Origin of the sequence: Sphingomonas adhaesiva (assembly GCF_002374855.1) — a bacterium.
In the GTDB taxonomy this organism is placed as follows: Bacteria; Pseudomonadota; Alphaproteobacteria; order Sphingomonadales; family Sphingomonadaceae; genus Sphingomonas; species Sphingomonas adhaesiva.
The window spans coordinates 493889-518971 of sequence record NZ_NWVC01000003.1; the positions used below are offsets into that span (position 1 = coordinate 493889).

At 70.5% G+C, this 25083-nt stretch carries 22 protein-coding genes; 9 read left to right on the forward strand and 13 right to left on the reverse strand.

What is annotated here, in order from left to right:
* The first annotated feature begins 10 nt into the window (after window positions 1-10).
* Window positions 11-1318 (forward strand): hypothetical protein, encoded by a 1308-nt coding sequence (locus COA07_RS09615; RefSeq protein ID WP_245842090.1) that lies wholly within the window; start codon window positions 11-13, stop codon window positions 1316-1318.
* Here COA07_RS09615 and COA07_RS09620 read toward each other — a convergent pair.
* From COA07_RS09620 to COA07_RS09645, 6 genes are all read right to left on the reverse strand, one after another.
* A complete protein-coding gene (locus COA07_RS09620) occupies window positions 1201-2325 on the reverse strand; it encodes a glycosyltransferase (RefSeq protein ID WP_096640859.1) in 1125 nt (374 codons plus the stop codon). The two genes, COA07_RS09615 and COA07_RS09620, sit on opposite strands and share 118 nt — an antisense overlap.
* Complete coding sequence (locus COA07_RS09625; protein ID WP_096640861.1) at window positions 2322-3710, reverse strand: O-antigen ligase family protein; 1389 nt, start codon at window positions 3708-3710, stop codon at window positions 2322-2324. The genes COA07_RS09620 and COA07_RS09625 overlap by 4 nt, the downstream gene beginning before the upstream one ends.
* A complete protein-coding gene (locus tag COA07_RS09630) occupies window positions 3707-5773 on the reverse strand; it encodes an acyltransferase family protein (RefSeq protein WP_096640862.1) in 2067 nt (688 codons plus the stop codon). Before COA07_RS09630 ends, COA07_RS09625 begins: the two co-directional genes overlap by 4 nt.
* Window positions 5770-6858, reverse strand: coding sequence for a glycosyltransferase family 4 protein (locus tag COA07_RS09635; protein ID WP_169924229.1), 1089 nt, complete (start codon window positions 6856-6858; stop codon window positions 5770-5772). The genes COA07_RS09630 and COA07_RS09635 overlap by 4 nt, the downstream gene beginning before the upstream one ends.
* Window positions 6859-6916: 58 nt before the next feature.
* On the reverse strand, window positions 6917-8335 hold the full coding sequence (locus COA07_RS09640; RefSeq protein WP_096640866.1) for an O-antigen ligase family protein: 1419 nt from the start codon (window positions 8333-8335) through the stop codon (window positions 6917-6919).
* Window positions 8336-8404: 69 nt separating this feature from the next.
* Window positions 8405-9448, reverse strand: a complete 1044-nt coding sequence (locus COA07_RS09645; protein ID WP_096640868.1) for a glycosyltransferase — start codon at window positions 9446-9448, stop codon at window positions 8405-8407.
* A gap of 91 nt (window positions 9449-9539) precedes the next feature.
* On the opposite strand from COA07_RS09645, the gene COA07_RS09650 reads away from it, so the two are divergent.
* Window positions 9540-10292, forward strand: coding sequence for a heparin lyase I family protein (locus COA07_RS09650; protein WP_066713482.1), 753 nt, complete (start codon window positions 9540-9542; stop codon window positions 10290-10292).
* Window positions 10289-11497: a glycosyltransferase family 4 protein gene (locus COA07_RS09655; protein ID WP_066713479.1), complete on the forward strand. Its 1209-nt coding sequence runs from the start codon at window positions 10289-10291 to the stop codon at window positions 11495-11497. The genes COA07_RS09650 and COA07_RS09655 overlap by 4 nt, the downstream gene beginning before the upstream one ends.
* Window positions 11498-11501: 4 nt before the next feature.
* On the opposite strand, the gene COA07_RS09660 is transcribed toward COA07_RS09655, so the two are convergent.
* The 4 genes from COA07_RS09660 to COA07_RS09675 all read right to left on the reverse strand — a co-directional run bounded on the left by COA07_RS09660 (window position 11502) and on the right by COA07_RS09675 (window position 13761).
* Entirely contained in the window at window positions 11502-12419 is a 918-nt protein-coding gene (locus COA07_RS09660; protein ID WP_169924230.1) for a glycosyltransferase family 2 protein, read from the reverse strand.
* Window positions 12403-12840 carry a UDP-N-acetylglucosamine transferase subunit ALG14 gene (locus COA07_RS09665; protein ID WP_245842091.1) on the reverse strand — a complete coding sequence of 146 codons (438 nt, stop codon included), beginning with the start codon at window positions 12838-12840 and terminating at the stop codon, window positions 12403-12405. Before COA07_RS09665 ends, COA07_RS09660 begins: the two co-directional genes overlap by 17 nt.
* Before the next feature lie 145 nt (window positions 12841-12985).
* Window positions 12986-13369: a glycosyltransferase gene (locus COA07_RS09670; RefSeq protein WP_211280953.1), complete on the reverse strand. Its 384-nt coding sequence runs from the start codon at window positions 13367-13369 to the stop codon at window positions 12986-12988.
* Window positions 13366-13761 carry a glycosyltransferase family protein gene (locus COA07_RS09675; protein WP_083957012.1) on the reverse strand — a complete coding sequence of 132 codons (396 nt, stop codon included), beginning with the start codon at window positions 13759-13761 and terminating at the stop codon, window positions 13366-13368. The genes COA07_RS09670 and COA07_RS09675 overlap by 4 nt, the downstream gene beginning before the upstream one ends.
* Before the next feature lie 552 nt (window positions 13762-14313).
* Here COA07_RS09675 and COA07_RS09680 point away from each other — a divergent pair.
* Genes COA07_RS09680 through COA07_RS09705 form a run of 6 tightly spaced genes read left to right on the forward strand, consistent with a single transcriptional unit; the run spans window position 14314 to window position 20945 of the window.
* The gene (locus COA07_RS09680) at window positions 14314-15456 is read left to right on the forward strand and encodes a DUF1972 domain-containing protein (protein ID WP_066712949.1); all 1143 of its coding nucleotides are present in this window, start codon (window positions 14314-14316) and stop codon (window positions 15454-15456) included.
* A complete protein-coding gene (locus COA07_RS09685; RefSeq protein ID WP_096640872.1) occupies window positions 15456-16781 on the forward strand; it encodes an O-antigen ligase family protein in 1326 nt (441 codons plus the stop codon). The genes COA07_RS09680 and COA07_RS09685 overlap by 1 nt, the downstream gene beginning before the upstream one ends.
* A gap of 4 nt (window positions 16782-16785) precedes the next feature.
* Window positions 16786-17724: a glycosyltransferase family 2 protein gene (locus COA07_RS09690; protein ID WP_141396501.1), complete on the forward strand. Its 939-nt coding sequence runs from the start codon at window positions 16786-16788 to the stop codon at window positions 17722-17724.
* Between the two features lies 1 nt (window position 17725).
* On the forward strand, window positions 17726-18994 hold the full coding sequence (locus COA07_RS09695; RefSeq protein WP_066712734.1) for a flippase: 1269 nt from the start codon (window positions 17726-17728) through the stop codon (window positions 18992-18994).
* The gene (locus COA07_RS09700) at window positions 18991-20184 is read left to right on the forward strand and encodes a glycosyltransferase (RefSeq protein WP_096640874.1); all 1194 of its coding nucleotides are present in this window, start codon (window positions 18991-18993) and stop codon (window positions 20182-20184) included. Before COA07_RS09695 ends, COA07_RS09700 begins: the two co-directional genes overlap by 4 nt.
* Window positions 20181-20945, forward strand: coding sequence for an acyltransferase (locus tag COA07_RS09705; RefSeq protein ID WP_066707599.1), 765 nt, complete (start codon window positions 20181-20183; stop codon window positions 20943-20945). The genes COA07_RS09700 and COA07_RS09705 overlap by 4 nt, the downstream gene beginning before the upstream one ends.
* Here the strand turns inward: COA07_RS09705 and COA07_RS09710 are convergent.
* The 3 genes from COA07_RS09710 to rfbB are packed head-to-tail and all read right to left on the reverse strand — an operon-like array spanning window position 20932 to window position 25082.
* The gene (locus tag COA07_RS09710) at window positions 20932-22833 is read right to left on the reverse strand and encodes a heparinase II/III domain-containing protein (protein WP_066707596.1); all 1902 of its coding nucleotides are present in this window, start codon (window positions 22831-22833) and stop codon (window positions 20932-20934) included. The two genes, COA07_RS09705 and COA07_RS09710, sit on opposite strands and share 14 nt — an antisense overlap.
* A gap of 4 nt (window positions 22834-22837) precedes the next feature.
* Window positions 22838-23989, reverse strand: a complete 1152-nt coding sequence (locus COA07_RS09715) for a glycosyltransferase (RefSeq protein ID WP_066707593.1) — start codon at window positions 23987-23989, stop codon at window positions 22838-22840.
* Between the two features lie 22 nt (window positions 23990-24011).
* Complete coding sequence (gene rfbB, locus COA07_RS09720) at window positions 24012-25082, reverse strand: dTDP-glucose 4,6-dehydratase (RefSeq protein ID WP_066707590.1); 1071 nt, start codon at window positions 25080-25082, stop codon at window positions 24012-24014.
* Window position 25083 lies beyond the last annotated feature (1 nt).

Genomic DNA, 25083 nt, shown 5'->3' on the forward strand with positions numbered 1-25083 from the left:
GATCAACCCCGTGCGCGGGATCGTGAATCGTCTGGGGCCGAACGGGCCGTATCTGGCGCTGGCGCTGACGTGCCTGCTCGGCTGGGGGTTCAAGGCGCATTGCGGCGCGGGCTGGACCGGCGCGGAGCAATATACCACCGGCTGCTACAGCGATGCGGTGCCGTTCTGGGGCTTGCGCGGCGTGGCGGCGGGGCAGGTGCCGTATGTCGAGGCGCGGATGGAATATCCGGTGCTGACCGGCGCGCTGATCTGGATCGAGGGGCTCGTGGCGCGCGTCGTCGGCGGCGCGCGCGCGGATGCGGCCACCTTCCTGGGCGTGGTGACGCTGGGCAATACGATCCTGGCGTTCGCGATCCTGGAGATGGTGCGGGGCGCGGGTTCGGGGCTGACCCGCCAATATGCCTGGGCGCTGGCGCCGCCGCTGGTGCTGTACCTGGGGCATAACTGGGATCTGCTGGCGGGGGCGTTCGCGGTGGCGGCGATGCTGGCGGCGGCACGCGGCCGTCTGCTGCGCGCGACGGCGCTGGCGGCGCTGGGCGGCGCGGCGAAGCTGTTTCCGGTGCTGATGCTGCCGTTGCTGGGGCTGGCCGCATTGTTCGCGCCGGCGCGGCCGTGGCGGGCGCGGGTCGTCGCGGCGGCGGCGCTGGTGGCGGTCGCGGTGGCGGCGTGGGGTGCGGTCAACGTGCCGGTCGCGGCGCTGGCATTCGACAACTGGCGCGAGTTCTACGCCTTTTCCAGCGAGCGCTCGGGCACGGCGGCGAGTGTGTGGGAATTGATGACGCAGTTCGGCTGGTGGGCCACTGATATCCCGACGCGCAACGGGTGGTCGTTCGTGCTGTTCGTCGGCGGCGCGGCGACGATCGTTATGGTGGGCTGGCGGCAGCACGGGGAGCGCCCTTGGTTGCTGTTCACCCCGGTGCTGGCGTGGTTCCTGTTGACCAACAAGGTCTATTCGCCGCAGTTCGACCTGTGGCTGTGGCCGCTGCTGGTGCTGACGGGGACGCGCGCACGGCCGATGGCGCTGTTCCTGCTGGGCGATATCGCCGCCTATTTCGCCGAATTCTGGATGTTCGCCGGGATGGAGGGCGCGTCCCCCTCCGCGACGCAGGGCGATATCCTGGCCGCGGCGATCGTGCGCGGGGTGGCGATGCTGTGGCTGATCCATGCCGCGGTGCGCGATCCCGCGCCGCGGTGGTCGGATCAGCTGCGGGCCGCCGCGTCGTCCGGCAGCGCGCGCGCCGGCGGGGCGCCCGGCAGCGACGCGACGGTGGCATCCAGCGCCGCCTCCAGCGCACCGGCGGCGCGCGACCAGGCATAGTCCGCGCGCACCGGCGCGGCCACGGCCGGGCGTTCGCGGCGTAGCGTCGGCACGTCGAGCGATTGCAGCCACGCGGCGGCTTCCGCGACCGGCGTCGCCGCGCTGACGACGTGCCCGCGATAGGTTTCGACCATGTCGCGCGCGCCCGCCAGTTCCATGACCAGCGGCACGGTGCTGCACGCCATCGCCTCCAGCACGATCAGCGGGTAGGAATCGATCTTCGACAGATGGATCAGCACGTCGGAGCGGCCGAGCAGGTCGAGCAGCTCGTCCTCCGGGATGCGGCCCAGCACCTTCACCTGATCCTCCAGCCCGCGTTCGGCGATCAGCGCGTGAAGCCGCGCCATCGTCTCCGCATCCGCGCCGCCGGTGATCCGCGCGTCGAAGGGCACGCCGCGGTCGCGCAGCAGCGCGCAGGTCTCCACCACCAGGAACGTGCCCTTGCCCTCCGACAGGCGGCTGGAATGGATCAGTTGCAGCCGGTCCGGCATCGTGTCCCCCGCGGCCGGCACGCTCGACAGCACCGATTGCGGCAGGAAGTTGCGGATCAGCGAGCGCGGCAGCGCCGGCGGCAGCGCGATTTCCAGCTCCTGCGTGCGCGATATCAGCGCCAGTCGCTGCGCGCGCGCCAGCGCCCATTGGCTCAGCCGGCGCAGCAGCGGATGCGATTGCGAGCGCCAGTTCGATCCCAGGTGCGGCGTCACCATCACCCGCCGTCCCATCGCCCGCGCCAGCAGGACGAAGCCCAGGTCGGGCAGGTTCACATATTGCACCCACACCAGATCGGGACGCCCGCGGCGGCAGTGCGACACCAGCCGCCCCAGTTGCCGCAGGTAGCGGCGCAGCGTGGCGCGCGACAGATAGGCGCTGTCGGCGGCGATGCGATCGACCGTCCAGCGATCGGTATGCGCCGCCAGCGCGGCGGTGCCGCGATCGCAGAACGCCTCCACCCCACCGGGATGGTCGCTCGATCCGCCGACGACGAGCAAGCGGTGCCGCGCGCTCATGCCTGCTCAACCCCGAAGGTGCGCGGCTTGCGCGGCGTATCGGGGGCGAACGCCGGACGTGCGGGCGCGCGGCGCAGCGGGGCGCGCGTCACCGACCAGATCAGCGCGATCGTCAGCATCAGCATCACCTGAAGGATGGTGTCGCGGTCCATCAGGCTGGATTCGGTGCCGTTGTGCGCGATGCAGAACACCATCACCGCCAGCAGCATCGCGCCGCGCTGCCCCGACGCGGCCTCGCTGCCCAGCAGGCGCACCAGCGGCCAGACCACCACCAATGCCAGGACCAGGATCAGCCCCGGGATGCCGATCGTCGAGGCCAGATCGAGGAAGCCGTTATGCCCCTCCGTCACGGTGATGACCCAGCCGCGCGCATATTGGAAGATCGGGCTGGCGCTGCCGATGTTCCAGAACGATCCGAACCCCGATCCCAGCGGATTGTCGATCGTATAGCGGATCAGCGCGTCCCAGATCAGCGTGCGCCCCGTGAAGGCGGAGCGATCGTCGAGCACGGACGAGAAGGGCGCGTTGTAGATGTTGATGTAGATCGAGCCGACCAGCAGCGCGACGATGATCGCGCCGATCAGGAACAGCCGGTAGCGCGCGTGATAGAAGGTGAACAGCGCACCCAGCACCGCCGCGCCCGCGCACACGCCCAGCGAGGTGCGCGACGTCGTCATCACCAGGAAGCCGACGGCCAGCGCGACCGCGCCGACCTGCAGCCAGCGCGGCATCCGCCCGCGATCGAACGCGAACATCAGCACCGCGAAGGCGCAGATCGCACCGGCGGTATTCTTGTGCATGAAGATGCCGCGCCAGTCGCCGATCAGCTTCTTGTCATACACCTCGTCCGCCTGGTGGATGCCCAGTTCGGGATAGGCGAAGACGACGATGTAGCTGAGCACCAGCGACACCAGCAGCACCCACCGCGTCAGGTTGACCGTCCGTTCGTACCCCAGCCACCGCACCGCCGCGAACACCGACCAGATCACCATCGCGGTCAGCAGGAGCCGGCGGAATCCCACGCCGGGCGCGATCGACCAGGCGATGCTGAGCAGGCACCACCCCAGCGCCAGCGCGATCGGCAGCGGGACGGTCAGCAGCCGCCGCCAGTCGTGCAGCGGGCGCAGCGCGACCATCGTCAGCACGGTGATCGCGACATAGCCCGCTTGCCGTTGCCAATTGCCGGCGCCCGTCAGGTCGGCGCCGGTGATCGTCATCATCGGCCCCAGCATGGTCAGCGCCAGCATCGCGACGAAAGTCGCCGCCAGCAGGCCAAGCCGCACCGGCGCGCCGGCGGGGCGCCGGGCGGGGCCGGCCCTGCCGGCGGTGCCCGAGCCGGCGCCGGTGCCCGTGCCCGTAAAGGTGCGCCGCGGCCTGTCGTTCATGGATGTTCCTTCCTGCCGTCGGCGCCGTCGTCATGAGCGGGGCGGGGTGGTGATGGGGTAGAGGGGGCTGCCAGCCTTGGGGCGGCGGCCCATGCGGAAAGCCGCCGGGCCAGCGAGGTTCCGGGCAGCAACGCCGCGCGCGCGCCCGATGCGGTCAGATGCTGGTCGTCGGCATAGAACAGCCGCCCGCCATCGGCGTACCGGCAGCCGCGCGGATCGCACAGCGCGCGCGCCGGGTCGACCAGCAGCCGGCCGGGCGCCGCACCGATCCGCGCGACCGCCGCGCGCGCATCGTCGGCGCGCGGGCGGGCGCGGGCGTCGTCGCTGTCGGCGGCCTGCCCCGTCGCCACGCCGGCCAGCCAGCGCCGCACGGGCAGTGCCGCGCCGATCACGCGCGCATAGGGATTGATCGCGAACCCCGGCGCATCCTGGATCAGGACGACATGCCGGCCCTGCGCCTCCAGCGCGGCGATCGTCGTCGCCAGCGTATCGGCGACCGTGCGGCGGCGACCTTGCCCGTCGATCACCTGCGCGCCGTTCGACCAATAGCCGGCCAGCGCGATCACGCGCGCCTGCGGATGCGCGGCGATCCAGCGGAACACCGTCGCCTGATACGTCATGCACTCGCCGCGGTGGCGCACGCGGCCGGGCAGTTCGCGCGCCGCATCCAGCAGCGGCAGGCACGAGGATTTGGTCATCTGCCCGAAGGCCAGCCCGGCACCGCGCGCGGCATCGGCGATCGCGGGGGCGATCGCGTCGGCATGGCTGTCACCGATCAGCAGCAGCCCCGGCCGATCGCTATCCGCCAGCGCGCCGGTGCAGGCCGCGCCGCCGACCGGTGCGGTCGCGCCATATGGGGCAAGGCAGGCGCCGTGGCGCGCGGCCACCGCCTCCACCGCGCCGGCGCGCGCAAGCGCGGGCAGGCGCCCCGGCCATCCTTCGGCGCGGTACAGCGCCGCCGCCGCGCCGCTCAGCAGCAGCAGCACCGCGACATAGCGCAGCAGCACCTGCCGTTCGGGCAGGACGCGGTGCCGCAGCGGCTGTTCGACGAACCGCCACGACGCCGTCGCCAGCAGCACGGTGATCGCGATCAGCCACAGCGGGGAGACGGGCGCCGCGCCCTCGCCCGCGATCCGCGCGACATAGATCACCGGCCAGTGCCACAGGTACAGCGAATAGGAGATGCGCCCGACGAACACGACCGGGCGCGATGACAGCAGCCATCGGTTGGCGCGGCTGCCGCCCGCGGCGATCTGCAGCGTCGCGCCCAGTACGGGCAGCACCGCGAACCAGCCGGGGAACGCGATCGCCGGGCGATAGGCGACCAGCGCCGCCAGCAGCAGGACGATGCCGCCCCAGCCCGCCGCCTCGCGCAATGCGGATAACGCCGGCCGGCCGCGCATCTGCAGCAGCGCCAGGATCGCGCCCAACCCCAATTCCCATGCGCGCGTCGGCAACAGGTAGAACGCCGCCTGCGGATCGATGCGGATCAGCAGCAGCGACCCGGCAAAGGACAGCGCCGACAGCAGCGCGACCACCGTGACGACGTGCCCGCGGCACCAGCGGATCGCCGCCAGCATCACGAACGGGAACAGCAGGTAGAATTGCTCCTCCACTCCCAGCGACCAGGTCATCAGCAGCGGGCTGCGCTCTGCGGCGGGGGCGAAATAATCGCCGCCGGTGTAGAACAGCAGGTTCGACAGCCCCCACAGCGCGGGGACCGTTTCCTTGGCCAGTTCGCGCAGTTCGGCCGGGGTCAGCGCGACCAGCCCGAACAGCAGGAACGCGCCGATCATCGCGATCAGCGCGGGCAGGATGCGGCGCACGCGGCGGACGTAGAAACCGGCGAAGCGGAACATGCCGGCCCCCGCCTCGCGCGCGATCTGCCCGCCGATCAGATAGCCGGAGATGACGAAGAAGATGTCGACGCCGGTGAACCCGCCCGGCAGCCCGGAAATGCCGAGATGGAAGAGGACGACCGAGACGACCGCGACCGCGCGCAGCCCATCGATATCGGGGCGATAGGCGATGGCGGCCGGGCTGTGATCGCGCGCGTCGGTCAACCCGCGGCCCCCGCCAGTTCGCGATAGAGCGCGGCAAAGCGATCGGCGGTCGCGTCGATCGCGAAATGCGCCGCGAAGCGGGCGCGGCCCGCCGCGCCCATCCGCGTGCGCAACGCCGCATCGGGCAGCAGCCGCGCCAGCGCGTCCGCCAGCCGGTCCGCATCCGCTGGCGGCACCAGCAGCGCGGTGTCGCCGTCGACCACCTGTTCGGGGATCGCGCCCACGTCGGTCGCCACCACCGGCAGCGCCGCAGCCATCGCCTCCAGAATGGCGACCGGCTGGTTTTCGGCGCGCGAGGGCAGGACGAACAGGTCGGCGGTGCGCATCAGCGCACGCACGGCATCCTCGTCCACCCAGCCGGGGAAGGCGATGCGATCGGCGATGCCGTGCGCGGCGGCGGCAGCGCGCGCGGCCTCCACCTCGCCATTGCCGGCGATCGTCGCGCGCCACGCGATGCCCCGTGCGGCCAGCTGCGCCAGCGCCGCCAGCAGCACGTCGACGCCCTTGCGTTCGCCCACCAGCCCCACGAACAGCAGGTGCGGCGGGGCGGCGGCGTCCCCGGCGGGGCGATCGTCGGTGGCGGGCGGGGCGGGGACGCCGTTGCCGATCACCACCACCCGCGCGGCGGGCACGCCCAGTTCGTCGCGGACGAACCCGGCCCAGCGGTCGCTGAGCGCCACGACGCGCGCCGCCGACCCGAAGAACCGCGTGATCCTGGCGCGGCGGGCGGAGGATTGCGCGGCGAAGAAGTCGTCATAGCCGCTGCCGTGCAGGTGCAGGATCACCGGTATGCCCAGCCGCCGCGCGACCGCCGCGAACAGCGCCTTGCGCGTGGTCGATCCGCGCGGCGCCACGTTAATATGCGCGACGCGGATCCGGCGCCGCGCCGCATCCCAGGCGAACGCCGCCAGCGCCGGCGGCACGGTCAGGTGACGGCCGATGCCGTGTTCGCGCCAGCGTGCGCGATAGACGCGGGTGTCGATATCGGGCGCGCGCTGCCCCAGCGCGGTGACGAGATATCCGATGATGCGGCCGATCCCGCCCTTCGATTCCAGGCCGTCGGACAGGATGATACCGACTGGCACCGGGGATGTCATCGAACGCCCTCTTATCCGGTCCGCCAACGGGCGACCGGCCATGCATCTAGCCGGACTTATTGTTGTGGCGCAACAACCTGCGCAGTCCCGATCGCGGCGGCGCCCCGCCGCGGGACGAACCGCGCCACAGCGACCGCACGCGCCGCCACGCCTGGCGCAGGCGATAGCGCAGCCCGAAGTCGCCGAACAGGACGCGATGCGCGCCGAACCAGATCGCGATCTCGCGCCCCGGCTGCCGCATCGGGCGCAGCAGCATCCCCATCGTGATCGACAGCAGCACGCCGTTGGCGCCGGCCCAGATATCGGGCGTCAGCCACGCGGTCAGCCCGACGACCATCCCGCTCAGGAACAGCGTTTCCTGTTCCGGCCGGCTGACGAACTGCGGCCGTTCGACTCCGACGACGACGATCATCGCCTGCACGCAATAGACGGCCAGCCCGGCCAGCCCGAACGTGTACCAGATACCGATCACCCCCAGGTCCGACCAGAACACCCCCGGCTCGCCGATGAACGCCTGTTGCGCCTTGGCGCTGGGGGCGATGCCGATGCCGGTGACGAAATGATCGGTGATGATGCGGGTGATGACGCGATAGGCGCGCGCGCGGGCCGCGCCCGACGAATCGTCCGCAAAGGCCCCGAACGGGTTCCACGACGGCACCGCCACGCCCAGGATCAGGATCAGCAGCGAGGCCAGCACGACCAGCGCGAGCGCGATCCGCTGCCCCCGGCCCGTGATGCGCAGTGCATACAGGATCGCGATCAGGAACAGGATCGCGGAATAGGTTCGCGACTGTGCCATGAACACCGCCGCCGCCGGGATCGCCGCCAGCGTCAGCCAGCGGAGATAGCGGCGCGTCTCGCGCGCCTGGGTCAGCGCGTAGAACAGCGCGAAGGTGGAGAACATCGTCGCCAGGAACACGCGCGGTGGCCGCGCCCCGTCGCCGGGCAGCACGCGCACCACCGGCGCCATCGGCGCGGCGTCGGCCGGCCCCTTCAGCGCGAACGACGCTTCCCGTGCGCGTTCCCAGGCGTTGACGAAATAGCCGTTGGCGGCGACATAGATCAGGCAATAGGCCAGCGCGGCGACGAAGGTGATCCCCATCAGCCGGTTCAGCCGCAGCGCCGGATTGGCGAACAACGGAAAGGCGAACATCGGCGCGAACGACAGGATGATGTTGTAGTTGGTCGGATAGCCGGTGAGGTCGGAGAAGACCTGGCATTGCCAGAACACCAGCAGCGCCATCATCATCGCCCACCACAGCGCCGACCACGCGCCCTGGAACGCGACCAGCAGCCAGCCGGCGGCGACCGACGCGGCGGTGACGGTCCCCGCCATCACGGTCATCCGGTTGCCGCCCAGCGCCGCCAGCGTCGACTGGAACAGCAGTTGCGACAGCACGAAGGCACTGGCGACGGCCAGCGCGATCCAGCCCGACAGCCTTCTGGTGATCGGCATCCGCGTCATCGGCGACGGCCTTAGCACAAACGCCGGCCGCCGCCCGGAGAGGATGTGGCGCATCTGTCCCGAAAGCGGCTACAGCGCGCGCCGCGCGGCCCAGGCGCCGCGTACCATCGCCCCGGCGCGCGCCCAGCGCCGCCCGGCGACCTCGCGCAGCGCCGCCCGCGCGATCAGCACCAGGACCAGCGGGACCAGCCGCGGGTGATACCGCGCCAGGAAACGCAGCCGGCTGCGCGTCATCCAGAAGGTGGACGAGGGCGAGGCGAAGCCGTGGTCGTTCGACCCGGTCGACGCCCCGACGTCGTGGAACACCAGCGCCCCGGCGGCCAGGCCCGGCCGGTAGCGCCCGTCGCGCGCCATGCGCGTCGCCCAGTCCATCTCCTCCCAATAGAGGAAATGATCCTCTGTCATCAGCCCGACGCGGTCGATCATCGTGCGGCGGGCCAGCACCGCGGCGCCATTGACGTAGCTGAGCCGCGCCTCGATCGCGGCGGTGTCGATCGCGGTATCGGCGGGCCAGTTCTCGCCGATCTGTTCGCACCGGCCGCGATCGGCCAGGAAATGCCCGCCGCCGACCGCCTGGATGCGCCCGCCACCCGCCGCGCCGCGATAGCGGACCACCGCGCCGCACAGCCCGATCGAGGGATCCTCCTCCATCCGCGCGACCAGCCGGCGCAGCGCCTGCGCATCGACCTGCGTGTCGTTGTTGAGCACCCACAGATAGGCGATCGCCGGATCGCGCAGCGCCAGCGCCAGCCCGACGTTGTTGCCATAGGCATAGCCGCCGTTGCGCCCCGTCGCGACCAGCCACAGCCGCCGCGGTTCGTGCGCGGCGGGCACCGGCGGCAGCGCCCCGTCGGGATCGTCGATCCGCGCGAGGCGCCAGCGGTCGCCGCCGCGCGCGGCCAGTTCGGCGGTGATCGCCGCCTCCAGCCTGTCGATCGACCCGTCGCCCGACGCATTGTCGCACACGAACAGGTCGACCGGCGGATAATCCTGATCCAGGACGCTGCGCAGGCAGGTCATCGTATCGTCGGGACGCCGCCAGTTCAGGATCACCACGGCCACGCGCGGGCCGTCCGTCCCGTTCGCGGGGGCGATCGCGTGGGGCATCGGCATGGTCCCTCCCTAGGATCGCGGGTTGAGGCGGGCAAGCGGTTACCGTAGACCCGCAGCGCCTTGACGGCATTGGTACATTCAGGAGACGGCGATGAGCGCTTATCATGTCCCGGCACGGGCGCTGGCGCTGGCGACGCTTGCCTGCGCGACGCCGGCGCTGGCGGGGTGCACGTCGCCCGATGCGCAGAAAAGCCCGGGGGCGGAGGCGAACGCCGGGCCGAAGATGAACCCGCAGAACAGCGGCGCGAACTGGTCGTTCCGCCAGACCGGCGAGGTCACCCGCTTCGAGGTGCATGCCGGCGACCGGTGGCACGGCGACGGCACGCAGCCGAAGGAACGGTCGGAGGCCTATGCGTCGGGCAAATTGTCGCTGACGCAGCCCAACGACGTCCGGTTCGACATGATGATCGAACAGGGGCCGCGCATCACCGCCCAGTGGCTGACGCTGGTGCAGCTGCAATCGACGTTCGATCCGGGCGAGGCCGGGCACAGCCCGCCGTTCGCGATCGAGCTGCGTGACGAGAAGATGCGGATCGCCAGCCGCTTCGACCCCAGGCTCATCAGCAGGGACAACGATGCGCCGTATACGCTCCACTATGCCGATACCGCCCCGCTCCAGCGCGGCCGCTGGTATGCGATGCGCATCGCGGTGAAGTTCGATCCCGCCGGCGCCGGATGGCTGAAGGTGTGGCGCGACGGGCGGCAGATCGTCGATTACCGCGGGCCGATCGGCTTCAAAGACGTCGTCGGGCCGTATTTCAAGGCCGGCATCTATCGCGCCAGCGCGCGGGAGCCGATGGCGGTGCAGTTCCGCGGCGTCAGGATCGGCACGCTGCCGCAATGACCGCGCCGACCGAAGCTGCGGTGGCGGGCGCCGCGCCGGCGCTGTGCGTCTTCACCCGCTCGTGGCGATCGTCGGGCGCGGGGCTGTTCGCGCAGAGCCTGGTCGACGGGCTGCTGGCCGAGGGCGCGCAGGTGACGTTCGTCTGCCCGCCGGTCGAGGATGCGCGCTTCGAACGCGCGCGCGCCGGCCTGCGTCGCATCCGCCCCCCGCGCGAGCGCACCGGACGCCCGTCGCGCCCGGCGAAGGTCGTCGCGTCGCTGGCGCGGATGATCGGCGGCGCGATCGGCGTGCTGCGCGCGCGCGCGACCTGCCGCGAGGTGATCGTGACGATCCCCGATCCGCTGCTGTTCGCGGTGCCGATGCTGGCGCTGCTGCGGCTGACCGGCGCGCGCATCCTGTTCGTGGCGCATGATCCGCTGCCGCACGCCTGGGCCTTGCCGGCGCGCTGGCGGCGGTGGGAGATCGCCGCGCACGGCGCGTGCTATCGGCTGGCGAGCGAGGTGGTGGTGCTGAGCGAGCCGTCGCGCGAACGGTTGCTGGCGGCCTTCCCGACGCTGCGCGTGCCGGTGTCGGTGATCGACCATGGCGTGTTCCTGATGGGCGATCCGGTGCCGATGCCGGGATCGGGGATGCTGCTCGCGTTCGGGACGGTGCGATCGAACAAGGGCGTGCTGTCGGCGATCGAGGGGACCGCGCTGGCGGCGCGCGCCGGGCAGCCGGTGCGGCTGGTGATCGCGGGTGGGCCGCACCGCGACGAGGCGGACTATGTCGCGCAATGCCGCGCCGCGGCGCAGGCGGCCGGTGCGGCGGTCGACCTGCGGTTGGGCTATGTCGAGGATGCGGTACTGGAGCGGTTGATCGCGGAATGCGACGCGCTGCTGATGCCCTATGACGATTTCCATTCGCAAAGCGGGGTCGCGATCCTGGCGGCGTCGAACGCGCGGCCGATCATCGCGACGCGCGCGGGCGGGATCGCCACGCTGATCGACGAAGGGATGCCCGCGGTGGTGCTGCCGCGCCCCGCCAGCGCGGACGACGTGGCGCAGGGGATCGCCGCGTTCTTGGCCACCCCGGCGGCGGTGTGGCGCGAACGCGCCGACGATTATCGCGCGGTGATGATGGAGCGGCGGTCGTGGCCGGCGATCGCGCGCCGCTATATCGCGCTGGCGCGGCAGGTCGCGCAGGCGGAGCGTCTGCGCGGCTGATCGGTCAGGCGGCGCCGCTGCGCAGGCGGCGTCGCAGCCCATGCGGAACCGCGGCGATCAGCGCGAACGCGAACAGCTGGCGCGCGGTCGGGCGGCCGTGGCGCACCGCGGTGCCCAGCAGCCGCCCGGCGGCGCGCATCCGCGCCCAGCCGCGCGGCGGAATGCTCTGCGCCGCGACCGTCAGGCAGAAGCCGCTCAGCGCGCGCGGGGTCAGCAGCCCCTGCGTGTCGCGCGCCCAGCCGATCGACCCTTCCCATGAATAGATCTGGCCGGTGAAATAGGTCACCAGCACCTCGGGGACGGTTGCCAGCCGATAGCCGTGGGTGCGCAGCGCGCGGATTGCGAATTCCCATTCCTCATGCTGCGCCGATCCGAAGCCCAGCGTATCGAACAGCGCACGCGGCACCATCAGCGACGAGGTCTGCAACATCGCCTCCCCGCCGCCCAGCCAGGTGCGCCGGTCGAACAGCCATTCGTCGATCGCCTGATGCCCGTCATAGGGGCGGGTGGGCTTCACCAGCCGCCCTTCGGGCGAGACCACCTCCGACAGGGCGGTGACGATCGTGCGATCGTCCGCCAGCGCGACCTGCCGCGCCAGCTTTTCCGGGTGCCACAGGTCGTCGTCGTCCAGGAAGGCGACGAAGCGACCGTGGGCGGCGCGGGCGCCCAGATCGCGTGCCGGCCCCGGCCCGCCGCGAACCGGATTGACGACCAGCCGGACGCGCGGATCGGCGTGGCCGGCGACCACGGCCGCGGTGTCGGTATCGCCGTCCTCGCCCGCGACGATCACTTCCAGCGGTGCATGGCTCTGCGCCAGCGCGCTGTCGATCGCGCGGGCCAACGCATCGGGACGGCGATAGGTGGCGATGACGACGCTGACGCTGCTGTCCGCACCAGGGGAGACGTCAGAAGGCGCTGCCATGATATTCGACCTCGCCCTCCACCGCCAGGTGGGGCCATTGCGTGAAGACACGATGCGCCAGCCGCCGCGCCAGCCGGCCGCTGCCCGACAGGCGTTCGGCATTGGCCATGCTGTCCACCCACAGTCCGCGCGCGCCGACCAGCCGCCCGGCGACCATGCAGATCAGCCCCGGTGCCGCGCCGGTGGATATCACCACGTCGGGGCGCACCTTGGCGATGATCCGCATCGCCGACCACGCGCAGCGCAGCGAGCGCAGCGGATGGTGGCGATTGGTGTCGTCGATCGCATAGCAGGGCGACAGCCCCTCGCGCTGGGCAAGCCGTATGTCGTTGGTGACGTAGGTGACGTCCATCCCCTCGAACGCGCCGCGCAGCAGCAGCATCTGTTCCCAATGCCCGCCGATCGACGCCACGGCCAGCACGCGCCGTCGACGGGGAGCGTGGGTTTCCACAAGGGGCGCCGCGTCGATCACCGGCCGTTTTCGATGAAGTCGCGGATCGCGCGCTGCAAACGGTCGCGGGCGGGATGCTCGTTTTCGGTCAGCGGCGGATCGAGCGGACGCTTCATCAGCGCCACCAGTTCTTCCGCCACGCGCGCCACGTACATGCCCGACCGGCCTTCCAGCGCGGCGACCGTGGCCATCTGGTGATCGTTGCGATGTTCGCCCAGCGCGGCGCGGCGCGGCGCGGGAACAGGATCACCGGCTTGCGGAACTTCTGCGCCATCACCACGGTGCCGATGCCCGCATGCGACACGATCAGCTCGGTCTTCGCGATCAGATCGTCGAACTTCAGCGGATCGATCAGCGCCGCATATTCCATGTTGCGCGGCTGGTAGGTGCCTTGCCCGACCTGCGCGAAGACGGGCCGCCCCAGCGACGGGGCGGCTTCGTCGACGATGCGGATGAAGCGGTCGAACGGCAGCTGGGTGCCGACCGTTACCAGGATCACAGCAACGCCCCATGGAAGGCGGGGGAGCCATCTTGCGCCAGATGTTCCCACTGCGTCACCGACAAGGCCGCGAAATGACCGGCGAACTGGCCGCTCATCGACAGGCGTTCCGAATTGGCGATGCTGTCGACCCAGATCGTGCGCGCGCCGAACAGCCGCCCGATCAGCCCGCAGGTCAGCCCGGGAAGCGCCCCGGTCGTCACGATGTAATGCGGGCGGATGGAACGGATCACGTTCCAGCAGGTCCACGCACAGGCGATGGTCCGCAGCGGGCGATGACGATTGGCGTCGGGCAGGACATGAACCTTCTCCAGCCGCTCACGTTCGGCAAAGCCCTCCAGCGTGGTCGCGTAATGGACGTCGAATCCCTCGAACGCGGGGCGTAACAGCATCAATTCTTCCCAATGCCCACCCGCCGACGCCACGGCGAGCAGCCGGATCGAATGACACGGCCGCTTCGCACGGCGTACGTCATCGCTACTCTCACGAGGTCTGGATGCCGGGATCGCGGCGTCCGGTCGGTGGTCTGCAAACTTCGTCAAGACCCCTCCCACACACACCGCGTATCATGTCGACAACGACCGGCGTCGACAAGACGTATAGTGCCTTCAACACGTTAAACCGATCTTACGATGCGTAAAGGACACAGGTACCCCCGTCGTTCGCGCACGCTTGGGACGGCAAAATATGTCCGGACACGGCCCATAAGCCCCCGCCGCAGATGCGACGGAGATTGGCAAGAAACGGAAATGCGACTAGTGGGTTCCCGAGATGTGCGAGGAAGGCGGCTGAAGCCGGCACCGCGCGGTGTCGCGGGAGATGGCGGACGCCGATGGGCGGCCCCTTCGCGGCGGACCGGGCGGTCACGGACGACCATGATACGGTCGCTCTGCTGCCGTCAGTCGCCAGAATGACAAACCGGTGAAACAGTAAACGGAGACCGAATGGCCACGTCAAGTTCCCCCGGTGTCGGCGACACCCGTCATCTGGTCATTCTGGGTATTCGCGGCGTTCCGGCGGCGCATGGCGGATTCGAAACCTTCGCCGCGCGGCTGGCGCCGTGGATGCGCGATCATGGCTGGCGGGTCACCGTCTATTGTCAGGGCAGCGACACCGGCGACATTTATGAGGACGAGTGGGAAGGCGTGCGGCGCATCCATATCCCGGTGGGCCGGGACGGCGCGGTGGGGACGATCGAGTTCGACGTGAAGTCCGCGCGCCACGCGCTGGGCGAGCCGGGGCTGATCCTGATGCTGGGCTACAACACCGGCTTCCTGGCGACGTGGCTGCGCATGAAGGGCCGCCGCCAGGTCATCAACATGGACGGCGTCGAGTGGAAGCGCGCGAAATACTCGGCTGGCGCCAAGGCATATCTGTGGGTCAACGAACGGCTGGCCGCGGCGGCGGGCGACGTGCTGATCGCCGACCACCCTTCGATCGGCGACCATCTGGCGCAGCGCGCGCCGAAGGAGAAGATCGTGATGCTGCCTTATGGCAGCGACCGCATCGACGCGGCGGGCACCGCGCCGCTTGATGCGCTGGGGCTGGAGCCGGGGCGGTTCCTGACGCTGATCGCGCGGCCGGAGCCGGAGAATTCGATCCTGGAGATCGTCGAGGCGTTTTCCGCCGCGCCGCGCGACGTGACGCTGGCGGTGCTGGGCAATTATAACGCCGACAATCCGTTTCACGCGCGGGTGCGCGCCGCCGCGGGGCCGCAGGTCAAGTTCGTCGGCGCGATCTACGATCCGGCGGCGCTGGCGTCGCTGCGCTACCACTCGCTGGCCTATATGCACGGGCATCGCGTCGGCGGGACCAACCCGTCGCTGGTCGAGGCGCTGGGCGCGGGCAACCCCGTGATCGCGCACGACAATCGCTTCAACCGCTGGGTCGCGGGCGATGCGGCGCTGTATTTCGGCGACACCGCCGAATGCCGCCAGCGGATCGACGAACTGCTGGCCGATGACGCCCGCCGCGCCGCGATGGCGGCCGCCGCGCGGCGGCGTTGGGAGGAAGCGTTCACCTGGCCGATGGTCCTGTCGGACTATCAGGGGCTGCTGGAACGGGTCGCCGACGGGGAGCCGCGCTGATGGCGCGCGCTCCCTTCCCGCCGCGCGGCACGCCGCCGCGCCGCCCGGTGGCGGCCGGCGGCGGCAACATCCTGTGGGACATCAGCGGGCTGTCGCTGGCGGGCAAGCTCGACCTGCTGGCGGTGGCGGTGCTGGTGGCGGGCTATTGCCTGCACATGTCGCTGACGATGTCGATGTTCGTCCCCGCCGCGACGCAGGTCGGGCTGGTCATCGAATATGCGGTGCTGATCCTGTACGTCGGGCTGGCGATGCTGCGCGGGCGCTGGCTGGGCGCGGCGATCATTGCGCTCTATTTCGCTTTCCTGCTGGCGCAGGTGTACCATTTCCATCTGGTTGCAAGCGCGCAGTTCCGCCCGCTGGTGATGCTGTCGTTCTTCGGCCCGGTGGCGCTGGCGTTCGTGTTCCAGGTGGCGCGGGTGCCGCTGCGGTTGCTGCTCGGCACGCTGCTGCTGGGATGCGTGCTCTACACGGTCTATTACATCGTGTCCGAGCCGATCGTGTCGTCCTATCGCGGGTTCGAGGCGGCGGCGGGGGTGCTGGCATCGGACGGCGAGCGTGAACAGCGCGCCTATCTCGCCAGCCAGCTGACCGCCTTCGTCCTGTTCTTCGGCATCGCCTCGATCCGGCGGCGGCCGCTGGTGGCGGCGCCGCTGATCGTGATTGCGGTCTATGCGCTGTACCTGTCGCAGTCGCGGTTCGTGCAGGCGGTGGTGCTGGTGGTGTCCGCGGTGGCGATCGCCAACATGCTGCTGCCGGTGACCCGGCGCTGGACGGGCTGGGCGCTGGTCGCGGTGCTGGCGACGCTGTCGCTGTGGTCGCTGTACGGCTATATCGACGTGACGACGAACCCCTATGAGGCGTTCCTGGCGGACGCCTCCGGCCGGGCCCGCTACCTCCAGTATATCGACGCGCAGCCGATCGCGGCGCGGCACCTGTGGACGGGTGTCGGCCTGCCGACGTCGACCGACGAACTGCAATATTTCGTCCGGCCGCGTCAGCCGTTCTTCTACACCGACCTGGGCGTGGCGGGCATCGCGTTCGTGTTCGGCATCCCGCTGACCATCCTGATCCTGACCGCAATGTGCGCGACGATGGTGGCGGTTCCGAACCGCCTGCTGGCCGAACAGCCGTTGGTGATGGCGCTGTTCTGGACCAACCAGAGCGGGGTGTTCGGGACGTTCTTCAACTTCACCGCGATCGGTTCCGGGGGCCTGTTCCTGGGGCTGATGCTGGTGCTGTGGATGCGGGGGGACGCGCTGGATCCGGTGTTCCGGCGCCGTCCCGAGCAGCTTCGGCTGACGTCGAGACGCGGTGCGGAAGCGTAAGGCGATGCCCGAACGCATCGTCGCGGTCATCCCGCTGTACAACAAGGCCGCGACGATCAACCGTGCGCTGGCGTCGATCATGGCGCAGACGCGGCGGCCGGACGCGGTCGTGGTGGTCGACGACGGCAGTACCGACGACAGCGTGGCGCGGATCGAGCCGCAGTATCGCGCGCAGATCGAGTTGCTATCGATCCCGAACGGCGGCCCCGGCGGCGCGCGCAACCGCGGCGCGCGGCATGTCGAGGCGGATTTGATCGCGTTCCTGGACGCCGACGACGAATGGTATCCCGACCATCTGGCCAGCGCGATGCGCGCGCTGGCGGCGGAACCGGCATGCGGCGCCTATGTCGCGGCCTATGACGTGGGCTCGGACAAGGCGGCGAAGCGCGAGGAAGTGCGCGCGCTGTTTCCGCGCAGCGGGGTGTGGAGCATCGATGCCTTCCACGATCCGCGTGCGCTGAAGTCGTATATCGATTCGATCCATTCCAGCTCCACCGTGGTGCGGCGCGACGTGTTCGAGCGGCTGGGCGGCTTCTTCGATCGCGAACGCTGCACCTATGGCGAGGATGCGTGGCTGTGGCTGCAACTGGCGTTCACGATGCCGGTATATGTCGACCGCGAATATCGCACGCGCTTCCATGTCGAGGATTCGGCGCTGGGCCATGCGCTGGCGGGGAGGCACCCGCGGCACCCCGCGCTGCGCTTCGCCGACGAACTGCGCGCGCGCATCCCGGCGGAGCGGCGCGCGCTGCTGGACCGGCTGCTGGCCTATTACCGGCTGATTGAGACCGAGAAACTGGCGGCGCGCGGCGATTGCGCGGAGGTGCCGGCGCTGCGCCGCGCCTTCCGGTTCGGCGGGCGCATTCCGTTGCGGCTGATCGCGCGCGACGCGCGCGTCCACCTCACCTGCCTGCGACGCGGTCGCGCTCCAACGAAAGCCTGACATGAGCAACGGCAACATGCGCGCGAACATCGGCTGGATGTTCATGTGGCAGATCGCGACCTATCTGTTCCCGCTGCTGACCTTCCCGTACCTGACGCGCGTGCTGGGCGCGCGGTCGTACGGTGAATTCAGCCTCAGCTTCGCGGTGGCGACCTATCTGGTGCTGCTGACCGACTGGGGCTTCGCGGTGTCGGCGCCGGCGGAAATCTCGCGCGAGCGCGACGATCCGGCGGCGGTAAGCCGCATTTTCTGGACCGTGCTGGCCAGCAAGGCGCTGCTGCTGGGGATCAGCCTGTCGCTGCTGACGATCGCGGCACTGACGGTGCCGGAGGTGCGGCACCTGGCACCGGTGATGTTCGCCGCCGCGGGGATGACGCTGGCCAATCTGTTCACCGTCCACTGGTGCCTGCAGGGGCTGGAGCGGATGGGCAAGTCGGCGATCGCGATGACGTGCGGGCGCGGGCTGGTAGTGCCCGCGACGCTGCTGCTGGTCAAATCCCCCGACCAGGCGTGGCTGGCCGCGGCGATCCTGTCGTGCGGGTCGATGATCGGCGGGCTGTTTTCCGTGCTGATGCTGCGGAGCATGAACATCATCCGCTGGCACCGGCCGACCTGGGCGGAGGTGCGGGCGCAGATCGCGCATTCGACCCCGCTGTTCGTATCGGCGATTTCCGCCAACCTGTACACCGGCACCAACACGATCGTGCTGGGGATCACGCAGGGGCCGGTCGCGGTCGGCATCTTCGCCGCGGCCGACCGGCTGCGGATGGCGGCGCAGGCGCTGGTCAATCCGATCAACCAGGCGGTCTATCCGCGCACGTCGCGGCTGATGCACCATTCACGCGCGGAGGGGATGGCGTTCGCGCGCAAGCTGCTGCTGTTCCAGGGCGGTTTTACGCTGCTGATTTCACTGACGATGTTCTTCGGCGCGGACCTGATCATCCGCATCCTGGCGGGGCACCAATATGACGGGTCTGGCACGGTGCTGCGCATCCTGTCGCCGATCCCGTTCATGGCCGGCATCAGCAGCGTGTTCGGGATGCAGGTGATGCTGCCGCTGGGGCTGAAGGGCAAATACAGCCGCGTGTTCGCGGTGACGGCGGTGGTCAATTTCCTGATGGTGGTGCCGCTCAGCTGGTGGGCCGGGGCGACGGGCACCGCCTGTTCCGCGCTGGCGGCGGAAACGCTGTCGGTGGCGTACATGATCGTCACCGCGATGCGGCACACCGAATTCCTGGCGCGCCCGGACCGTAGCGGAGCGATGGCATGAGGATCGTCCACGTCCTCCACGAATTTCCCTATCCCGCGAACAGCGGCATCCGTTGCGACATGGGCCGGCGGCTGGCGGCGTTCGCGCAACTGGGCCATCCGGTGTTCGCGATCGGCTGGCTGGCGGCAGGGGAGGTACCCGTGCCGGAGGACGTCGCCGCGTTCGAGGCATTGACCGACGAACGCGTATTGCTGCGCGTCGGGGCCGGGACGGCGGAGCGGCTGCGCCGGGTGTGGAACCTGCGCCGCCACCCGTCCTATATCGCGGCGCGCATCCCCCCGAAGGCGGAGCGCGAGGCGCTGATCGAGCGGGTGCGCGCGTGGCGGCCCGACCTGATCTGGCTGGAAGGCGCGCATCCGTCGTGGCTGGCGCTGGAGCTGTCGCGCCGGCTGGGCGTGCCGCTGGCCTATCGGTCGCACAATATCGAATTCCGCTATGTCGCCGAGCAGGCGCGGCTGGCGCCCACGCTGCGCCAGACGCTGGCGCTGCGCGCGGGCACCTGGGGACTGGAGGCGGCGGAGGCGCGGCTGCACCGCGAGGCGGCGCGCGTGTTCGATATCTCGGTCGACGACATGGCCTATTGGCGGTCGCGCGGGTTGGACAATGCCAGCTGGCTGGCACCGCAGCCGGACCCGGCGATCCTGGCGACTGCCGCCGCGCCCGACACCGCGCGCGACATCGACCTGCTGTTCATGGGCAGCCTGTCCAGCCCCAACAACATCGCCGGGCTGGAATGGTATTTCGATGCGGTCCATCCGCTGGTCGGCGAACGGCTGGGCGCGCATCGCCTGACGATCGCCGGGCGCCGCCCGCCGGCCGCGCTGGCGCAGCGCGTCGCCGCGGCGGGGGCGGAACTGGTCGCCGACCCGCGCGATGCCGCGCCGCTGTTCGCCCGCGCGCGGGTGATGATGAACCCGATCCTCCACGGCAGCGGGGTGAACATCAAGACGGTCGACATGCTGGCGACCGGGCGCACCGTCGTCACCACCACCAAGGGCGCGCGCGGCCTGCCGGCCGAGGTGGTCGCCGAACTGCGCACCGCCGATACGCCGGAGGGGTTCGCCGATCTGGTGGTGGAGGCGGTGCGTGCCGCGCGCGCCGAGGCGGGGGGCGCGGATCGCGCGGCGCTGGTCCAGCGCATCTTCGGTGCGCAGGCGGTGGCCGACGCGCTCGCCGAGGTGGCGGCATGATCCGCGGGCTGGTGATCGCGCTGGGACGGCGGGTGAAGGGCGATGTCTTCACGATCGACCCGGCGCTGCCGCTGACCGCGATCGTCGCGTTCAGCGCCGCGCGCGCCGCCGCCGCGCTGCGCGGGTTGCTGGTGCGCCCGTTCCTGCGCGGCGGATCGGGCATCCCCGCGTTCGTCGGTGCGCGCGTCCGGCTGAAGACGCGCGGCATGATCCGGCTGGGCAAGGGCGCGACGCTGGGCGACGGCGTGCTGATCCAGGGGCTGTCGCGCGGCGGGGTGACGATCGGCGCAGGCACCAGCATCGGCGCGCATTCGATCATCATGCCGACCAGCGTGATGCGCAACCTGGGTGAGGGGTGCACGATCGGTCCGAACAGCGGGATCGGCCAATATTCGTTCATCGGGTGCGGCGGCGGGGTGACGATCGGCCGCGACGTCATCATGGGCCAGTACGTCAGCTTCCACACCGAAAACCACCTGCACGAGGATCTGGACCGCCCGATCATCGCGCAGGGCGTGCGCCGCGCGCCGGTGGTGGTGGAGGACGATTGCTGGGTCGGCGTGAAGGCGACGTTCCTGTCGGGCGCGCATGTCGGGCGCGGGTGCATCGTCGCGGCCGGCGCGGTCGTGCGCGGTACGATCCCGCCCTATTCGATCATCGGCGGCGTGCCCGCGCGGATCATTGGGACGCGCGCGCCGGGGGATGCGGTGCCGGCCGAGCTGCTGGCAGACGGTGCGGGCGGCGCGGTCAGCGCGGCGTGATCGTGGTGCGCAGCGTCAGCGCGGGCGTGGATGCCGCCTCGAAATAGATGGAGGTGCGCTGGCCGTAGCGGCCGGCGCGATCGGGTGCCTGCGACACGAACACGCGGCCCGGCCGGTCGGCATCCAGCGCCAGCGTGAACGATGCCCCGCCTGCGCACGCCAGCGTCGCCGACCAGCGCGTGGTGGCGCCCGATACCTGCGTCTGCCGCCACCATCCGAACCCGTCGCCGGCCGGCGCGGGGCCGGGGGTCAGTGTACCGGCCGGCGTCACCGGGCAATCGGCATTGAACACCACGCCCAGCCGGCGGGCGGCCCCGCCGGTGGCGGTGATCGTCGTGGTGTCGGCCGCGCCCTTGTCGCCGACCGACAGGCTGCGCGTCACGGAGGCGCCGGGATAGCCGTCGTGTCGCGCGGCGATCCGCCCGTCGGCGAAGGAGATGAGCTGCCCCGGCTTGAACGTCGCCTGCCCATGGCCGTCGACGATCGGCGCATCGTGCGCGACCGAACGGCGTAGATAGTCGAGGAACAGCGTCGAGCCATAGGCCGCGCTGCCCTGGTCGCTGGTGACCGGCACGCCGCGATAGCGCAGTTCATAGGCGAGCGCGTCGCCCTGAGCGTGGCTGGTGCTGCGCTGGCCGTAGAGGAAGAACGCCTCCCAATCGCCCTCGCGCAGCATCGCGGCCTGCGAATAGGGCCAGTCGTGCGAGGCGGTCTGCGCGGGCGGCGGGGCCATCGGCATGTCGGGATCGAGCAGCGTCGCCCAGGACAGCCGCAGCGTACCGGCGCGGATCGGCATGGTTCGCTGCGTCTGTTCGATCAGCGCGGGCGGGAACGCCTGCGTCCCGTAGGTGGTGTCGCCATAGGCGGGCAGCGTACCGTCGGAAAAGCGCATCAGCGCGCGCGAGATCAGCATCCGCTGCGTCGTCTCCATCGCCGCGCGCAGCGGCGCATCGCGCCCGTTGAGCGAGGCGAAGGTGAACAGGCTGGCCAGCGCCTGGATAGTATAGGCGGCATAGCCCGCGCTCGGTTCGAACCACAGTCCGTCGGGCGTCACGCCGCGATCCAGCATCGCGCGGATGCCGTTGGGGCCGTCGATCGCGGCGCGATAATCGGCATCGCGGCCCAGGTGCGCGGCCAGCACCGCCGATGCGCTCGCCTGCCATACCGCAATATTGTTGCGGCCGCTGTTCGACTTTACGATATCGCCCAGCATCGGGGCGAACAGCCCGCTGTTCCACTGCGCGACCCGCCCCGGGTCGACCGCGGGGGCGATCAGCCGCGCGGCATCGGCGAGGCTGATCGAGGCGGTCGCCTCGTCCAGGCTCTGCCCCATCATCCGCGACTGGCCGGAGAAGGTCTGCAGCGGCCAGCGGGCATAGCCGGCGGCATACAGGTCCAGCTGCTGCGCGGCCCAGTCGCGATAGCGCGCCTGCCCGGTCAGGCGGAACAGCCGCGCGGCATCCAGCACCGTCTGGATATTGGCGGTGCGGCGATAGAAGACCCAGGCGCCGTGCGCCTTGCTGCCCGCCGGCGGTTCCGGGGTGGTCCATTGCCACGATACCGGCAGCCCGGTGCGCGCATCGACCATGTCGTGCGCCCAGCCCGCCACCCAGTCCGCGCGGTCGCCGTAACCGGCGATCCAGCTGTCGGTGCGCGCGCGCACGCCGCGCAGCCACTGCTGCGCGGCGGGATCGGTGGCGATGCGCCGCCGGGCGGCGTCCCAATCCTCCACCGCACGGCGCAGCGGCTGCCCGAACAGATAGGGCGCGGCATCCGCCGCCACCCGCGCGGCGGGGTCGACCGTCTGCGCCTGCGCCTGCGCCGGTTCGTCCTCGATCCCCGTCATCACGGCGATCGCGATCAGCATCAGCGGCAGCGTCGGTTTCATCACGTCACACTCTCAGCGCGGGGATCCAGTCGCTCAACACCGCGCGCAGCCGTTCGCTCATCGTCTCCGACGAAAAATGCCCCGCGAACCGCTGCGCCGCGCCCGCGGCATGGGCGGCCAGCGACGCCGGATCGGCGATCACCCCGGCCAGGATCGCGGCCAATGCGTCGGCATCGTTGGGCGGGAACAGCCAGCCGGACGCGTCGTCGACGATCTCCACCAGCCCGCCGTGCGCCGCCGCGATCACCGGGCGGCCATGCGCCATCGCCTCGATCGCGACGCGCCCGAACGGTTCGGGCAGGCGCGACGGGACGACGCACAGGTCGGCCCAGCGATATACCTCCTCCGGATCGTCGCGGAACGGCTCCAGCGAGACGATGCCGCCGAGGTTCCCGGCAGCGATCTTCGCCTCCAGCGCCTCGATTGGCTCGCGCACGTCGTTGAAGGTGCTGCCGACGATCCGCACGCGCAACCGCGCGCGCGCGTCCGCGGGCAGCCGCGCCGCCGCGTCGATCAGCAGATCCTGCCCCTTCCAGTCGTTGATTCGCCCCAGCATCGCGATGCGCAGCGGGCGGTCGGCGGTGAAGGCGTCGGGCACCGCGGGCGGCGCGGCGTCGGGCACGCGGTCCACCCCGTTGTGGATCACCGCCTGCCGCCGTCCCGCGGGCATCGCGAAGGCATCGCGCGTCGCCGCCGAATTGTAGATCAGCCCCGCGCCCGATGCCAGGCACAGCCCGCGGATCACCGGCATCGCGCGCGGCTTGGGAATTTCGCGCACGTGGATGATCGACTTGGCCGGCGCCATCCGCGCGGCGATGATGTGATCGGCGACGACGGTGGTGTTGATATAGGCCAGGTCGGCCCGCGCGATGTCGCGCGCCGCCTGCGCCAGATACCAGGGCAGCGCCACCGTGCCCTTCAGCGCGGTGGCCACCGGATTGGCGAGCCGCAGGATGCACAGGTCGCGCGCGATCACCTCGTCCGCGACCTGCGCCAGCAGCGGGCGGAGCGGGCCGTCGACCGCCAGCACGACGCGCACCCACGCATCGGGCCAGCCGCTGCGGATCGCCTGCACCGCCTGCAGGAAGCTGCGGTCCGAACCATAGAGTTCGCCACCCTGGTGCACGCACAGGATGTGCGGCCGTGCGCGTGTCATCGGTCCGTCCTCCCGCTGTCGATCAGGCCGCGAGCGCCGCGCGCGCGACCAGCGGCTGCCACCAGCCCTCGTTCGCCAGATACCAGGCGAGCGTCTCGGCAAAGCCCTGCGGGAAGTCGCGCGCGGGTTCGTAGCCCAGTTCGCCGCGGATCTTCGTCTCGTCGATCGCATAGCGGCGGTCATGCCCCTTGCGATCGGTGACGTAGGTCTTCAGCTCGGCGGTCGGGCGACCCTGCGCCGCGGGGGCGTTCGGGAAACGCTGCGCCAGCGACGGATCGGCGGCGAAGGCGGCGTCGATCCCGCGGCAGATTTCCTCCACCACCTGGATATTGGGCAGTTCCTGACCGCCGCCGACGTTATAGGTTTCGCCGATGCGCCCGTTGCGCAGGATCAGCTCGATCCCCTGGCAATGATCTTCGACATGCAGCCAGTCGCGCACGTTCATCCCGTCGCCGTAGATCGGCAGCGGCTTGCCCGACAGCGCGTTGAGCGTGAACAGCGGGATCAGCTTTTCGGGGAATTGATACGGGCCGTAATTGTTCGAGCAATTGCTGGTCGTCGTCTCCAGCCCATAGGTGTGGTGATAGGCGCGCACCAGATGGTCGGACCCGGCTTTCGACGCCGAATAGGGCGAATTGGGCTGATAGGGCGTCGTTTCGCTGAACGCCGGATCGTTCGGCTCCAGCGAGCCATAGACTTCGTCGGTGGACACGTGGTGGAAGCGGTGCGGCATGCCGGTGCCGCGATCGAGCCACGCGGCCTTCGCGGCCTTCAGCAGGCTGTGCGTGCCCACGACATTGGTGGTGACGAAGGCGTCCGGCCCGGTGATCGACCGGTCGACATGGCTTTCGGCGGCGAAGTGGACGATCGTGTCGATCGCATGGTCGTCGATCAGCCGGCTGACCAGCGCGGTGTCGCAGATGTCGCCTTCGACCAGCTCGACCCCGTCCAGCCCGTCGATGTTCGCCGGGTTGCCGGCATAGGTCAGCGCGTCCAGCACCACGATGCTGTCCTGCGGCGACACGCGCCGCCAGTGGTGGACGAAATTCGCGCCGATGAAGCCGGCACCGCCGGTGACGATCAGGTTGGCCATG